The 14019-nt window shown below is 65.4% G+C and carries 13 protein-coding genes; 4 read left to right on the top strand and 9 right to left on the bottom strand.

Translation table 11 applies throughout. From position 1 onward, the window contains the following. The first annotated feature begins 48 nt into the window (after window positions 1-48). Window positions 49-1182, top strand: coding sequence for a hypothetical protein (locus AKJ09_RS25640; RefSeq protein ID WP_146650105.1), 1134 nt, complete (start codon window positions 49-51; stop codon window positions 1180-1182). 10 nt (window positions 1183-1192) lie between these two features. Here AKJ09_RS25640 and AKJ09_RS25645 read toward each other — a convergent pair whose 3' ends face one another. Beyond that, window positions 1193-2086, bottom strand: a complete 894-nt coding sequence (locus AKJ09_RS25645) for a ferritin-like domain-containing protein (RefSeq protein ID WP_146650107.1) — start codon at window positions 2084-2086, stop codon at window positions 1193-1195. A 188-nt stretch (window positions 2087-2274) separates the two neighbouring features. Here AKJ09_RS25645 and AKJ09_RS25650 point away from each other — a divergent pair, with 188 nt between their 5' ends. Beyond that, the gene (locus tag AKJ09_RS25650) at window positions 2275-4113 is read left to right on the top strand and encodes a glycoside hydrolase family 15 protein (RefSeq protein ID WP_146650109.1); all 1839 of its coding nucleotides are present in this window, start codon (window positions 2275-2277) and stop codon (window positions 4111-4113) included. A gap of 8 nt (window positions 4114-4121) precedes the next feature. On the opposite strand, the gene AKJ09_RS25655 is transcribed toward AKJ09_RS25650, so the two are convergent. Together AKJ09_RS25655 and AKJ09_RS25660 are read right to left on the bottom strand one after the other, a co-directional pair. Further along, window positions 4122-4673 carry a hypothetical protein gene (locus AKJ09_RS25655; RefSeq protein WP_146650111.1) on the bottom strand — a complete coding sequence of 184 codons (552 nt, stop codon included), beginning with the start codon at window positions 4671-4673 and terminating at the stop codon, window positions 4122-4124. Between the two features lie 95 nt (window positions 4674-4768). Then, window positions 4769-5350: a TetR/AcrR family transcriptional regulator gene (locus tag AKJ09_RS25660; protein ID WP_146650112.1), complete on the bottom strand. Its 582-nt coding sequence runs from the start codon at window positions 5348-5350 to the stop codon at window positions 4769-4771. Between the two features lie 72 nt (window positions 5351-5422). Here AKJ09_RS25660 and AKJ09_RS25665 point away from each other — a divergent pair, with 72 nt between their 5' ends. Beyond that, window positions 5423-6592, top strand: a complete 1170-nt coding sequence (locus AKJ09_RS25665) for an FAD-dependent monooxygenase (RefSeq protein ID WP_146650114.1) — start codon at window positions 5423-5425, stop codon at window positions 6590-6592. A gap of 21 nt (window positions 6593-6613) precedes the next feature. Here AKJ09_RS25665 and AKJ09_RS25670 read toward each other — a convergent pair whose 3' ends face one another. The 6 genes from AKJ09_RS25670 to AKJ09_RS25695 form a co-directional block, all read right to left on the bottom strand. Beyond that, on the bottom strand, window positions 6614-6925 hold the full coding sequence (locus AKJ09_RS25670) for a YciI family protein (protein ID WP_205633802.1): 312 nt from the start codon (window positions 6923-6925) through the stop codon (window positions 6614-6616). A 70-nt stretch (window positions 6926-6995) separates the two neighbouring features. Further along, window positions 6996-7778: a LytR/AlgR family response regulator transcription factor gene (locus AKJ09_RS25675; protein WP_146650118.1), complete on the bottom strand. Its 783-nt coding sequence runs from the start codon at window positions 7776-7778 to the stop codon at window positions 6996-6998. 2 nt (window positions 7779-7780) lie between these two features. Then, window positions 7781-9094, bottom strand: a complete 1314-nt coding sequence (locus AKJ09_RS25680) for a histidine kinase (RefSeq protein WP_146650120.1) — start codon at window positions 9092-9094, stop codon at window positions 7781-7783. 34 nt (window positions 9095-9128) lie between these two features. Further along, window positions 9129-10583, bottom strand: coding sequence for a serine hydrolase domain-containing protein (locus AKJ09_RS25685; RefSeq protein WP_146650122.1), 1455 nt, complete (start codon window positions 10581-10583; stop codon window positions 9129-9131). A gap of 118 nt (window positions 10584-10701) precedes the next feature. After that, complete coding sequence (locus tag AKJ09_RS25690) at window positions 10702-11049, bottom strand: hypothetical protein (protein ID WP_146650124.1); 348 nt, start codon at window positions 11047-11049, stop codon at window positions 10702-10704. Continuing rightward, window positions 11046-11597, bottom strand: a complete 552-nt coding sequence (locus AKJ09_RS25695; protein ID WP_146650126.1) for an RNA polymerase sigma factor — start codon at window positions 11595-11597, stop codon at window positions 11046-11048. Before AKJ09_RS25695 ends, AKJ09_RS25690 begins: the two co-directional genes overlap by 4 nt. Before the next feature lie 85 nt (window positions 11598-11682). Between AKJ09_RS25695 and AKJ09_RS25700 the strand changes: the two genes are divergently transcribed. Next, window positions 11683-13740, top strand: a complete 2058-nt coding sequence (locus AKJ09_RS25700; protein WP_146650128.1) for a hypothetical protein — start codon at window positions 11683-11685, stop codon at window positions 13738-13740. Window positions 13741-14019 lie beyond the last annotated feature (279 nt).

Below are 14019 nucleotides of genomic sequence, written 5' to 3' on the forward strand. Positions count from 1 at the left end.
GGCGGAAATCCTGGGTGTGAGAGCGGAACGTGCTCTACACTTCGATCCGTGTTCAAGCACGGACGCTTCAAGCACGGACGCAGGTTCGCATCATCAGGCGGCGGCGCGGTCTCGGGCGTCAGGGCTTCGGCCGTCGTCACCTCTGGCGTCGTGACGATGATGGCCCTCGCGGCCGTCATGTCGGCGTGCGGACTCGACATCGTCGGCAGCGCGCCCTCCAGCGCAACGGACAGCCTCGACGCGAGCACGGAGCCGCCTTCGCCCGGCCCCGACGGCCGCGATGGATCGTCACCGTCGAAGCCGGATGCCACCAGTGGACCGGGTGGACCGGGCCCCTGCTCCAGCACCTCTACCGCATGCATCTCTGGGCTCGAGGCCGGCTGGACGCCGGTGGCGTTTGCGACGTCGAGGACGGCGTCGTGCCCGACCGACTACGCAACCGCCGACGTGGTGACGAACGCCAACGTGGCGGACGGTGCGTGCTCCTGCACGTGCGAGACTTCGAAGACCGATCCCCCTTCGTGTGCGCACGGCACGATGGCGAGCGCCACGGGAACCAACGGCACCTGCAGTGTCTCTGGCCCTGTCCCCGTCAGCGACACGAGCTGCACGTCACTTCCCCTGCCGCTGTCCGTGAATGCCAACGTCAACGCGAAGCTGACCGCGGTGCCGTTCTATCCCGGCACGTGCACGGCGGGCATCAATAAGGACGAGACGAAGGTCACCAGCAGCGCCGCGCGCGTGTGCACACCGCCACCGGCCTGCAACGAAGACGTCTGCGCAGGTGATGTTCCGAGCGGCTTCTCCGCGTGCATTGCGCACGAGGGAGACGTCGCCTGTCCCACGACCGGTCCCTTCGTGAAAAGGACACTCGCGGGAGCAAGCGCCGACCTCACTTGCGGCGGGTGCTCGACGTGTAAGAACAGCGCGAGTTGCGGAGTCGCGACGGTGCGTCTGTACGGCGACGCCACCTGCAATCAACAGATCGCCGAGCGCGCCGCCGACGACGTCTGCGGGCCGCTCAAGTTCCCCATGGCTGGCGGCGGCGGCCCTGGCCAAGGGGCCCGCGACGTGGTGAGCGTGAGGTACGACGTGGCGATGGTCGCGGGCGCGTGCTCGTCGACCTCGTCGCCGACGAGCGACGTGTCGCTCGCGCAGCCGCGAACGATCTGCTGCCGCTGAGAATCGCCGGCTACTCGGCGTGAGCGCTCACGCCGTTCGTGTGGACGTCGTCCACGGGGGGCGGTCGTGATCCGTCCAGGCCGAGCTCGGAGATGTACGTCTTCTCGAGCGTCGACTTGCTTCGCGCGAACTGGCTTCGCACGAAGAGCGCGAGTCCGTAACCCATGGCCAAGGCGCGCTTCGGCGTCGAGGGCGCTCTCTGCGGGACGATCCCGAGCTCCTTGCTCTGACGATACACGCGCGAGCGGACGTGCTCGAGAAAGCCCGGGAGGTGCTTGAGCACCGGATGCGTTCCCGCCTGCTTCTCGAAGGCGCGCACCATGAAGGGCAGCACGGCCATCTGCAGCTCGACGAGGCCGTAGTACGGCGTGCGCAGCCAAGGCTGTTCGGCGAGCAGTCGCCGCGTTTCCTTCTCGCCCCACGCGACGTGTTCTTCTTCTTCACGACACACGACGCGCAGCTTCTTCTTGATGAGCGGAACGCGCGGGTCGGAGTCGGGGAGCGTCTGGAGCAGGAGGTCCTTGAAGATGTCGAGGACCATCCCTTCGCCGATGGCGTGCTCCATGAGCACCTTCAGCGGGTAGTAGTTGTTGTGCGACGAGAGAAGCCGGATGACCCAGTGGGCGGGCAGCGGCTTCATGTCGAGCTGGCGGAAGATGTCCGCGAAGAGCGAGAGGTGCGCGAGCTCCTGTTTCGCCTGGCGAAGGTAGAAGCGCGCGGCCTCGAGCGAACCCGCCGAATAGAGGGACTTGCCACAGTAGACGCCGGTGGCCTCGCCGTAGAGCGCCTGGGAGAGGATGAAGCGAAGGATCTCGCGATCCGTTTCGCTGTTCAGATCCCACTGCGCGCCGCCGAAGTCGTACAGCTCTTCGTCGCTGCCGGTCTTGTCCGCCTCGTCCGCCATGAAGCTTTTCTAGCGCACGGACGGGGCTCCGACGAGGACGATGACGCGCGGATACCCCTCGGGACCGGCAGAAATCCCGAGCGATGTTCTTCTCGTGCTCGGAGACGCTCGGAGACGACGAGACCGCCCTCGATCTGGCTCGACCAGGCGTGTGCACGGGACATGCACGGCAAGAGGGGCTACCCAACATGCGTCACCAACTCTACGAGAGTATCGAGAGCTACGGCGTCATCGGCAACATGCGTACCGCCGCGCTCGTGAGCCAGCGCGGTTCCATCGACTGGCTCTCTTTTCCGCATTTCGACTCCCCCAGCGTCTTCGCGGCGTTGCTCGACCATGCGCGCGGCGGACACTTCTCGGTGAGCCCGAGCGAAGACGAGGTGCAGAGCAAACAGCTCTACTGGCCCGAGACGAACGTCCTCATCACGCGCTTTTTGTCCGAGGCAGGCGTTGCCGAGCTCGAGGACTTCATGCCGGTCACCTCGGAGGCCCAGTGGCACGACAAGATCGTACGTCGGCTGGCCGTGGTTCGCGGCGAGGTCGCCCTCCATCTCGTCTGCGAGCCGGCATTCGATTACGGACGCGTGCGTCCCAACGTGACGATCACGGACCAGGGGGCGGTCTTCGAAGGCGCGGGGCTGACCCTCGGCCTCTCGAGCGAGATACCGCTCGTTCGAACCGAGCGCGGCGTCGAAGCGCGCTTCACCATGCGTCAGGGCGAAAAGACCGCGTTCGTTCTGCGGCGCATCGATCCGTGCATCGGCTGTCAGCGCGCTCCGTCGGTCGAGCAAGCGAGCACCGCCTTCGAAGAGACGGTCCACTACTGGCGACGCTGGCTCTCCAGATGCACCTACAAGGGGCGGTGGCGAGAGACGGTCCAACGTTCGGCGCTCGTCCTCAAGCTGCTGACGTTCGATCCGACGGGCGCCATCGTCGCAGCGCCGACATGCAGCCTTCCGGAGCGACTCGGAGGCGTTCGCAATTGGGACTACCGATATGCCTGGATTCGTGACGCTGCCTTCACCGTTTATGCGCTCTTGCGGATCGGATTCACCGAAGAGGCCGGGCGATTCATGGGATGGCTCGAATCGCGTTGTCGTGAGGCCGAGGGTGATTCACCGCTGCAGATCGTCTACGGCATCGATGGCCGAAAAGATCTGACTGAGACAGCCCTCGATCACTTGCACGGCTATCGGGGCTCGAAGCCCGTGCGTATCGGCAATGGCGCGTACGACCAGCTCCAGCTCGACATCTACGGCGAGCTCATGGACTCGGTCTATCTGTTCAACAAGTACGGTACGCCGATCTCGTACGACCTCTGGATGCTCCTTCGAAAGATGATCGACTGGGTTTGCGACAACTGGGAGCGCGAAGACGAAGGCATCTGGGAGACGAGGGGAGGGCGCCGGCATTTCGTCTATTCGAAGTTGATGTGTTGGGTCGCGATCGATCGCGGGATCCGCCTGGCCGACAAGCGATCGTTCCCGGCAAACCGGGAAAAGTGGCTCGCCGCGCGCGATGCCATCTTCGAAGCGATCATGACGCGCGGGTGGTGCAACGAACGAAAGACCTTCGTACAGGCGTTCGGAGCCACGGATCTCGATGCCTCGAATCTCCTCATGCCGCTCGTGTTCTTCGTGTCCCCCGTCGACCCGAAGATGCTGCAGATGATCGAGACCGTGCGCCGCTCGCCCCTCGAGGGCGGCCTCCTGAGCGACGGCCTCGTATATCGCTACGATACAGGGCGCTTCTCCGACGGTCTCGTCGGCGAGGAAGGCACGTTCAACATGTGCACCTTCTGGCTCGTCGAAGCCATGACTCGTGCGGGGCGCTCCGATCGTCGCATGCTCGAAGATGCACGGCTCCTCTTCGAGCGCATGCTCGGCTACTCGAATCACCTCGGCCTCTACGCGGAGCAAACCAGCGCCACCGGCGGGGCGCTTGGTAATTACCCCCAGGCGCTAACGCACCTTGCGCTGATCAGCGCCGCGTACAATCTCGACCGGACGCTGAACGAGATGCGCTGACCCGACCACTACTCGGAGTCGTACAGCGCGAGACTCTCGGGATCCTCCGGGGCCTGCAGCTTTCGGCACTCGACGACGCGACCGGCATCGATGATCTGCATCGGCGCATACCCGTGCATCTCACTCCACTTGCCACTCAGGAATCGCCTCAGATAGACGATCTTGAGGCCCTCGTTCGTCTCGCTCACGAAGAAGGCCACCGAGTAGCCGACCCCTCGTCTCGCCTTCATGTGGTAGCTGCAACAGAGCTCGTAGACTCGGTCGCCGGTCGTCACTCGCCTCAGCGCGTCGCCGTACGTGGGATTCTGGCGCTCTTTGACGAGAAAGACCTGACGCTTGACGGCGTTCGCCCGATTCATCTCCGAGAACTCGGCCATGTCGGCATCGAACTCGGCGCCCGATCGCTCGTGCTGGTACTTGACCGAGGAATGAAGAAACGACTTCGTTCGGTCCGTCAGCATCCGACACTCGTCGTCCGATACGTCCTTCGAGAAGATTCCCGCCGTCGAACGGTATTCGGATTCCAGAAATTCGTCGAAGAACCTGAGCGTCGATTCCATACTCGGTCTTTCTTACTCCGTTTCGACGCGCGCAGCGACGACGGCGCATCGGAGCACGTGAATCGCGTCGGCCTCGGGTGGAGCGACCAGCGGCGTCAGCGTTCGAGGAGCATCAGGCAGAGTCGCTTCAAGTGCGCCCAGTCGTCGGGCGTACCCTCGACTTGACTGAGGACGTGGATCATCGCGTTGGCGGCGGCGAGGATCATGAGGGATCGGTTCGGGCTCTCGGTGCGTTCCTTCGTCGTACGGCTCTTCGTGATGCCGTCGAGGATTTCGAGCCGTGCGTGAAAAGCGTCCGACGTCTTCCGTAGGCGCCCCAGGTTTCCGTAGAGGACGGCGCGCAGTTGATGCTCGGTCTCGTGCTTCGCGATGAGCCAGTCCACGGCCTCTTCGTGAGCTCGCGCACCGCTCGAGGCCACGAGTCTCGCGCGAAGCTCACGCACGTCCGACGTGATGAACGCGTCGATGAGATCGCTCACGATCGCGTCCTTGTGCGGGTAGTGCTTGTACAGCGTGCCGACGCTGATTCCGGTGGTCTTCGCGATGAGGTTCGTCGTGACCTCGTCCTCGGGGAGCTTGTTCAAAAGGCGAGCCGTGGCTTCGAGGATCTCACGGCGCGTTCTCTTGGACCTGTCTTGTTTGGGCGTATTTCGCGGGGCCAGTGATCGTCGACTCATCCGTCATCCGCTCCCAGAAAAGCGAGCTGTGAAAAGCGAGCGTTTGCTCGCTATCGAGCGTAACTTCGTATCATGAAGATTCAAGCCCATGACGGGGGGCTCGATGTTCTCGTTCAAGGAGCCGGTATCGGTGGGCTCACGCTCGCCGTTGCGGCCGTAAAGAAAGGACTCTCCGTGAAGGTCGTCGAGCGGTCGCCCGGCCTCTCGGAGATCGGTGCGGGGATATGGATGGCTCCGAATCCCATGCAGGTCTTTCGTCACCTCGGCCTGGACGAAAAGATCCGAGCGGTGAGCTGGCCGATACGGCGACTCTCGTTGCGTGACCACACGGGGAGCGCGCTCCAGGACGTTGCGCTCGACGAGGTCGCGAGGGACTTCGGCTTCGAGCTGCAGGCAACCCATCGCGCGAGGCTCCAGCGTGTGCTCTTCGACGCGCTTCCCGCCGGGACGGTCGAGTTCGGGAGCGAGATCGTCGAGTGCCGGCAAGACGCGCACTCCGTGGTCTCGACGTCGAGCGGCGGAGCCTCGGTCCGGAGTCGCTTGCTCGTCGGCGCGGACGGCTTGAACTCGCGCGTCCGTGAATGGGTCTTTCGTAGCGCCGAGAAACGATATTCCGGCACGAGCTCGTATCGCGCCATCACGGTACTCGAGGAAGACCTTCTCGGGGACGACCACGCGAGCATCGAGGTTTGGGCGCCGGGTTGTCGCTTGGGGTGCTCGCGGATCTCCGCGCGCGAGTACTACTGGTATCTGACGTTCGACGCTCCTCAGGCCGAGAGGACTTCGCCCGAGCAGAACTGGGCGCACGCGAAAGAGCTATGTGAACGGTTCTTCCCGCGCTTGGTGATGCTCGTCGACCGCTGCGAGCCGGCGGACGTCATCCGGACCGACATCAGCGACTTGCGCACGATCCCCGTCTGGCACGAAGCTCGGATCGGATTGCTCGGGGATGCTGCTCACGCCACGACGCCCAATCTGGGCCAAGGTGGTGCGCAGGCGGTGGAGGATGCGTGGGTCCTCGCCGAGGAGCTGAGCACGCACGGGCTCTTCCCCGAGGCTCTGGACGCCTACCAGCGCCGGCGTGCCGCAAAGACGCAATGGGTTGCGAGTACTTCGTGGCAGATCGGAAAGCTGTGCCACATCGAGAATCCGGTCTTGCGGTGGCTGAGGAATACCTCGCTTCGTGGAGCACCAAAATCCTATCAAACGAAGCAGTGGCAGAGGCTCTACACGCTGAGCTGAGCTCCAGGGATGCTTCGCTCGCTAGCCTGCGAACGCGCGCGCCGCGCCGATGCGCATCGGCGAAATCTCGTAGGTGTTGAGCTTCGCGAGGACTGTCGGGTCTTCCTCCATGATGGCACGCGCCTCCGCCTCATTGGCCACGTCGAGAACGGCCATTCCGAAGGCGCCACTCGCCGCCATGACTGGGCCGTAGACGACGACCTGCCCTGCGTCGAACAGCTTTTTCATGCAGCTCGCGTGCTCGCCCATGAGCCGCCGCTCCTCGTCGTTCATGTCCATGGGGAACGTGGGCCGCGGCGGGACGAGACGCACGAAGAATTGCTGTTTGCTCATGCCTGGCATTCTACGCCAGCTTCGCGGGGGCCAACGAGTCCGCGGATTCGAGCGCTTCGGAGATCGTGCGTCACATCGCTCGGAGCGTGCGCTGGAACGCGCTCGAGACCGGGAACGTCTCCGAACGACCTTTGAGCGTGCACGTGTATTTTCCCGCTTCGTCGCGACGAATGCAGTCGATCGCCATGCCTCGCACGAGCACGCTGCGATGCACGTGCCAGAAGATCTCCGGGTCGAGCATTCGAACGAGCTCGCGCAGCGAGGTGCGGATGATCGCCTCTCCGGACGCGGTCAGCACACGTGTGTACTTGTCCTGCGCCTGGAAGAGCAGCACATCTTCGATCGGATACAGGCGAACGGTGTCGCCCACGCTGGCGGTGATCCAACGCAGAGATTGACGAGACTCGCCGCGGGCGCGAGACGCAGCTTCGAAGACGGCGGGAGAGAGTCCCCCGAGGCCAGCTGTCGTGTCGCCGGTGAGGGCGCTCGGCGTGAGACGCGATTCGAGACGCGTCACCGCGAGGGCCAGACGCTCACGACGAACGGGTTTGAGCAGATAATCCACGGCGCCTTCTTCGAAGGCTCGCACGGCTGCGTCGTCGTACGCGGTGACGAAGACGATCATCGCGTCGGTCATCGCGCGCGCGAGCTCGAGACCTCCGGCGCCCGGCATCCGAAGGTCGAGGAAGGCGACATCCGGTCGTTCGGCCTCGTACGCTTCGAGCGCCTCGAGGCCATCCGCGCAGGAAGCGATGACCTCGGCGCGCGGCCAGACGTCTTGGAGGAGGCGTTCGAGCTCTGCCCGTTGAGGCGTTTCGTCCTCGGCAATCAGAACCTTCGGATTCCTATTCATGGCTAGGTCGTGCGACTCGAATCCAATCCACTCGTGCGCAGAGCCGGAATTCTCACGATGGCCACGGCTCCGCGCCCTGGCGCGCCCGAGAGCGAGAAGCGGGCGCGATCCCCGTGGCGAGCGGCGAGCGACTCGACGATGTTCCCGAGGCCGACGCCCGTGCCGAAACCTTCTCGTAGTCCCATTCCATCGTCCGTGACTCGAACTTCGAGCCAATCGTCGTTCGACGCGTCGGTGTCGAGCGCGGCGTCCACCACGATGCTGGCCGGACCCACCTTCGGCTCGACACCATGGCGAATCGCGTTCTCCACGAGCGTGACGAGGACGAGCGGCGGGAAGGACAGCGAGCGAAGACGAGGCTCCACCTGGATGCGCGACGACAGGCGTTCTCCCATCCGCACCCGCATCAGCGCGAGGTAGCTCTCGCAGACGTCGAGCTGTTGTCCGAGGCTGCTGTCGAGACTCGTCGCGTCTCGTCGCAAACGCGGGATCGTGGCACGCAGATAGTCGGCGAGGGCATCGATCGTGGCTCGCGCGCGCTCCGGCTCCGTGGTGACGAGCGAGCGTACCGACGAGAGTGTGTTGAAGAGGAAGTGCGGTTCGACCTGCGCTTGAAGGAGCGCGAGCCGTGTATCGAGCGCCGCCTGTCGCGCGTCACGGTCGGCACGTTCACGCTCGATGGCAATCTCCTGGGCCCGGCGAATCTCACGGAAGTAGCGGCCGACGGCGAGCCATCCGCCTGCGAGGCCATAGACCAGCAACCCGAACGCTGCACTCGCGGCGGACGTCATGAGGTCGTCGCCGCCATCCTTCTCGGGTGCCGGCATCGGTGCGCTGCTGGTGGCGCTCACGCGCGCAGTGATGGAGGGCGATAGGCCGAGGTGCCGCTCGATTCCCGCCGATGCCCAGCGATCGACGAGAAAGCTCGAGAACGTGCCGATGGCGAGCGCCACGAGAAGGGCCGCCGGTTCGCGATCGGCGCCGAGACGACGATGACGCACGATCGTCGCGAGGAGCGGCCCGAGCGACGAGACGAGGAGGCCGCCCACGACGAAATGCAACGCGACCATGACCGCTCGGACGGTCTCGCCGTCGGTGACGCGAACGGCGACGCCGACGAGCACACCAATGGCCGAAAGCGCGATACCGAACGTCATCGAGCGTCTTCGGAGCCACGGAGCGCTGAAGACCGGATAGCTCGCATAGCCCGCGGGGCCCCAATTGACGCGCTGGAACGTCTCCGATGGCAATGGCCGGTCGAGGTGGACTTCGCCGAAGCGGTCCACCTCCGTTCGCGCTTTCGGCTCGGCGGTCACGAGTGAACGCCCACGATGCGTACTCGAACGAACGTCATCGCTTCCTCGTCGCCGTGATCGCTTGGCCGTCTTGCGTCCACGTGAACGTCTGGGTGCCGTCGGCTTGTTTCACGGGCGTCAGGAGTCCAGCCGCTCCGATGGGATAGAAGTCACCGCGGCTATCGTAGCCAAGTTCGAGCACGCTCGCTCCTCCGAGGGTGGCACGAAGCGCTCCGTCCTTGGTGGTGAGGGTCACGTCGACGCCTTGCAGGCGATAGTCGCCGCTCAGCGCTTGGAGTAGCTCGCTCGGCGGAGCCGTAACGAGTCGCGGCGGAGGAAGCGGTTGCGCAGTGTCGAGCACGTGTCCGATGAGCTCGCCGACGATCCCCGTGTCGGCCACCGAGGTGTCGAAGAGCAAAACGACGGCACGGCTGCGCTCCACGTCGACGGCCACGATTGACGAGAAGCCTCCCGTCTCACCGTCGTGAAGCACCACGACGCGCCCCAGGCCGTGCGTTCGAAGCCATGCCATGCCGACCTCCGGCTGCTCGGGATTCGGAGGAACGCCGATGTCCACGCGCTCGTGGGTCTTGGCGATCACGCCGGCGAGCACTTGGTCGTCGAGGTCGCCGATCTGGGCGCGCGCGTAGAGGATCATGTCGTCGAGCGTCGACCGCGCACCACCGACTCCGCCGAGATTCGGTCCGAAGTCCCACGGGCTCGTCGTCGCGCCGCCAGGGAGATGTCCGCTCGCGGTCGTCACGTTCGACGGCTTTCGCGAAACGAACGACCGAGTCATTCCCAATTTGGTGAAGAGTCGCTCGTGAAGGGCGGATTCGAAGTCACGACCGTCGGTATGGGCAATGACCCAAGACAGGAGCATGAATCCGAAGTTCGAATAGGCCCAATCGGTTCCTGGCGCCGAGGTCAACGTGACATTTCCCAACGCATCGAAGAGCTGCACGTCGGTCACGGCGGCGTACGGATTGCTCGGATCGGGTGGATCGAAGCCCGGTGGCAGGGGAGGAAGGCCCGACGTGTGCGTGACCAGATGACGAAGCTCAATCGGTTTGCCCTGGAAGCTCGGCACCTTCGTGCCGTCGGGCAGGTGCTTCGCCAACGAATCGTCGAGCGACAGCTTTCCTTCGCGAACGAGATCCGCGAGCAAGGTGGCGGTCATGGTCTTGGTCACCGAGCCGATCTCGAGCGCGACGTCTCCGTCGAGCGCGCGCGCACGCGCAGGATCCGCACAAACCACGGCGCGGTCGCCGGCTTTCCCGCGTCCTTCGACGACGGCGGCGGCTACGCAAACGCCTGTTCGATCGCCACGAACGCGCTTATCGAGCGTGCTGGCGAGCTCCGATGGGGCCGCGGGTGACGTCGGCACGGACGATGACGGGGCCGGGGATGGCGCAGCGTCGTCTCCCTTCGAGGAGCAGGCCCCCGGAAGCGCGCCGGACGCGACGAACGCAGCGAGAAGGACACCGCGAGCAACGACAGAAGCATTCATTCAAGTCTCCTGGGCTGAGTTCCTGGAAGCCTAGGAACCTCGGCCAGGAGACGCGGGACGGATGCGATGAACGACGTGCGCTGCGCGACGAAGACCCGATTTCGGGCGATGGACTCGGTCAGTCGCGGCCGAAACCGGCGTCGCTCGAGTCCCGCGCGGCGACGGCCAGCGAGGTGCTGGGCGCAGCGTCGAACTGGGCCGATGCGAGCTCGACCTCGCTTGGCCGTGGGCTCGGTCCCCCGCGCAGGAGGAGCATGACGAGCATGCCCGAGGCGGAGGCCACGAATGCGCACCGCTTGAGCAGACGCGATTGCCTGGCGCGCGCCTCTCGACGCTGGAGCGTATGGGCGAAGACCTGCTGGGAGCGCGCGGCGGTCCAGGAGGATGCCGCCCACGACGACGACTCCTCGCGTACCGAGGCGAGGCGTGCTTCGAGACTCATCATCGGGCCGTGATGCGTGCTCATGGCGTCTTCACCGAAGGCGATGCGCCGAGGCGCCGTTCGATGCGCTCTTCGGCTTCCTTGATGCGCCGCTTTGCGGTGGCCAGCGAAACTTCGCAAGCCGACGCCGTCTCCGGCAGGCTCAGTTGTTCGATCCGATGCAGGACCCACGGAATGCGCAGATCCGGTGCGAGGCGGGAGAGAACGTCGTAGAGCTCGTCGACCGCCTGACGATCGCGCGGATCGGAGGCGCGCGGGGCGAAGTCGGACGCCCAGAAGGCAAAGAGCATCCGGCGCCGCCGGCGACCCAGGATTCGTCGTGTGCGACGCACGGCCACCGTCACCAGCCAGGCCCTGAGCGCCGAGGGATCTTGGAGGTTCGCGAGGCCTTCGAGGGCGTCGATGAAGGTCTCCTGGACGATGTCGTCGAGCTCGCCGTCGTCGCCGAGGAGCCGGTGCACGACGCCGGCGACGTAACGCGCGTGGGCCGCATAAATGGCCTCGAACGAGGGAAGGGAGCGCTCTCCCTCGACCTCTCGAACGTACAGGTTCGCGCGCGTGAATGCGGTCACACCCCTCCAGTAGCTCCGAGCCTACCAAACCGGCTCAAAAAAGATTCGTGAGCCGACTTCGCCAGTCTGGCGTGCCACAAGGGGCATGACCACTCGAATCGGGGAGCCAAGGCCCGTGGGCGAAGGGCCCCCGTCGCTGGCGCTGGCGTGGGGTAAGTGGGCGTTTTTCGGTCTCGTGCTCGTGCAGGCCCTGCTCCTCGAGCTTCGAACGCCATGCCTTGCCACGCCGTTCGAATCCGACCTCGGCGACAGCGCGGTGCTCGGGCGTCTGCCCGCAGCGGCGTGGGCGATCGTCGGACTGCTCGCGACCGGCTTGTTCGTGGGACGGACGGTCGGGCGCCGCCCCGGCATCTATTCTGCCGTCGTCCTCGCCTCGATGCCTGCATGGTTTCTATCGGGGCGGCTCGCGAGCCACGAAATGGCTTCGCTCGCAGCGTTCGCCATCGTGCTCGCGGGCATTGGGCTCGCCGTGCTCGACGACACGCTGCCTCGGTTGGCCAGAATCGGAGCTGTTCTCGCGGCGAGCGCGGCATCCATCGTCGCCAGTCCTGCGCGGGGGCTCGTGCCGATCGCGCTCGTGCCGGCCGTTGCCGTCGTGGCCGCGGCGTTGCTGCTCGACGGTACGGCGTCATGGACCTCACGGCTGACGGCCTTCGTTCCCGCTGCGGCGGGGTTCATTCACGTCGGGGCCCTCCCGCTCACGCGCCTTCTTCTCGGGCCTACGGCGAGCGACAACGCTCACGCCGCCCCGTTCGATTCCCTCGTCCCGCTGATTTCGTATTCGCTCGTGCCGTGGACGCCGCTCTTGCCGCTGGCCTTCGCCTCACGGCCTCGGTCTCGAGGTCACCTTGCGGTGATGCTGGCAGCCGGACTCACGCTTCTCGTTCAATCGGCGCTCGCCTCGCGCTCAGGTCCTTCGTCGCTCCTCGGCGTCTCCGCGCTCGCAGGCACCATCGGAGTCGTGCTTGCCGATCTCGACGGCATTCGGCGTCCCTCGGCCGTTGCGTGTCTCGTCGTCGTCGCCATCGCCCTTCTCGTCACCCACGACGTGAACGATCTTCCGCGACGCGTCTTGGTCGGGCTCGACCTCCACGGCGTCACGAACGAGGGAACGCACCTCGTCGAACCCGCGCGTTCGCTGGGATTGGCAATCGCCGTGTTCGGGGTCGTCGTGGTCGGACTTCTCTCCGCGCCACGCCCTTGGCTGCCGTTCGGTCGAGGTGTCGCCGTGCTGTTTGCGGGCGCCATGGTCGGCTGCCTCGAGCGCTTCGTCGCGTATCCGAACATTCTCACGCGGCTCTCCCCGGGCGCGGCCGTCGAGGCGTGGATGAACGCTCGCCACGCCGACGAGAGCCTCGGATTGCTGGACGTCGACTCGCGCGTCATCCCCTCGCGAATTGCGGACGCGACCACACGCTTCGAGAGCGCGGAACGCGCTGCGGCGTGGCTGACCGAGGCGCCGGAGGTGGCCGATTCGGCGCCCTATCCCGATGCCATGGTCGCCGAACGTCGTTGGCTCGCGGTGGGGGCTTCGCAGTTGCCGCGTTTGAATGCAGCCTTCCGCGCGCTCCGCGGCATCAACGTTCCCATTGCCGCGGGCGCCGACGACACGACGCTTCTTGCCTCGAGCGCCACGACGAACGGGCCGAGTCGCAATCCACTCGACCAAGTCGTTTTATCGGACGTCCCGCGGTTCGCGCATGGTGTCGGCGCGACGTTGGGCGATCGCATCGATCTCGTCGGTTGGCGCCTCGAGGACGCGCACGGGCGTGAGATCGACCACGCACGGGCGGGGCAGAACGTGCATGTTCGACTGATTCTGCGCGTGCATTCGGCCGAAGCCTCGACCGGCGCGGCGCGTGCTCTGGCGGGGCATTGCACGTTCCTCCACGTGGAGCGCACGCCGTCACGGGTTGCACTCGAACATACGGAGTTCGCCTATCCCATCGATCTCTGGCGTGACGGCGACGTGATCGTCGACGACTTCGAGCTGAAAGTGCCGAGTACCGCGTCGGGCGATGGGCACACGGTCTATTGGGGAATGGGTGTTCTGCCGTGCCACGACGACCGCCGAATGCCCATTACGGCGGGCGAGAACGACGGTCATCACCGTGTTCCGATCGGGCGAATCGAGGTGCGATGATGGTGGGGAATTCCTCGGAGCAAGCGTTGGTGGTGCGGCCTCGGCCGATCGCGGTGGTCGTTCTCGCGGCTGCTGCATTCGTCGCCGCGCTTCGTTTGGCCGTGGCCGCGGTCGTTCCGAACTGGGCTGCGTCGCTCCTCGTGACGCTCTCGTTTTTCGGCACTCTAGCGGCGGTCGCGTCGATCTCCCGCGAGCCAATAGCCTTCTATCGTCGCCCGGGGTTCTGGATCTGCGCTCTCGCAACGTGCCTCTACCTTCCTTGCCTGGGAACGTTCGGCC

The organism is Labilithrix luteola (genome assembly GCF_001263205.1).
Classification (GTDB): Bacteria; Myxococcota_A; Polyangia; order Polyangiales; family Polyangiaceae; genus Labilithrix; species Labilithrix luteola.

What these genes read in the sequence shown, in the direction of transcription:
- AKJ09_RS25660 (WP_146650112.1), bottom strand. Translation starts at nt 5,350, where the DNA reads ATGAGTCGACGATCACTGGCCCCGCGAAATACGCCCAAACAAGACAGG.
- AKJ09_RS25685 (WP_146650122.1), bottom strand. Translation starts at nt 10,583, where the DNA reads ATGAATGCTTCTGTCGTTGCTCGCGGTGTCCTTCTCGCTGCGTTCGTC.
- AKJ09_RS25700 (WP_146650128.1), top strand. Translation starts at nt 11,683, where the DNA reads ATGACCACTCGAATCGGGGAGCCAAGGCCCGTGGGCGAAGGGCCCCCG.
- AKJ09_RS25655 (WP_146650111.1), bottom strand. Translation starts at nt 4,673, where the DNA reads ATGGAATCGACGCTCAGGTTCTTCGACGAATTTCTGGAATCCGAATAC.
- AKJ09_RS25675 (WP_146650118.1), bottom strand. Translation starts at nt 7,778, where the DNA reads ATGAATAGGAATCCGAAGGTTCTGATTGCCGAGGACGAAACGCCTCAA.
- AKJ09_RS25645 (WP_146650107.1), bottom strand. Translation starts at nt 2,086, where the DNA reads ATGGCGGACGAGGCGGACAAGACCGGCAGCGACGAAGAGCTGTACGAC.
- AKJ09_RS25670 (WP_205633802.1), bottom strand. Translation starts at nt 6,925, where the DNA reads ATGAGCAAACAGCAATTCTTCGTGCGTCTCGTCCCGCCGCGGCCCACG.
- AKJ09_RS25650 (WP_146650109.1), top strand. Translation starts at nt 2,275, where the DNA reads ATGCGTCACCAACTCTACGAGAGTATCGAGAGCTACGGCGTCATCGGC.
- AKJ09_RS25665 (WP_146650114.1), top strand. Translation starts at nt 5,423, where the DNA reads ATGAAGATTCAAGCCCATGACGGGGGGCTCGATGTTCTCGTTCAAGGA.
- AKJ09_RS25690 (WP_146650124.1), bottom strand. Translation starts at nt 11,049, where the DNA reads ATGAGCACGCATCACGGCCCGATGATGAGTCTCGAAGCACGCCTCGCC.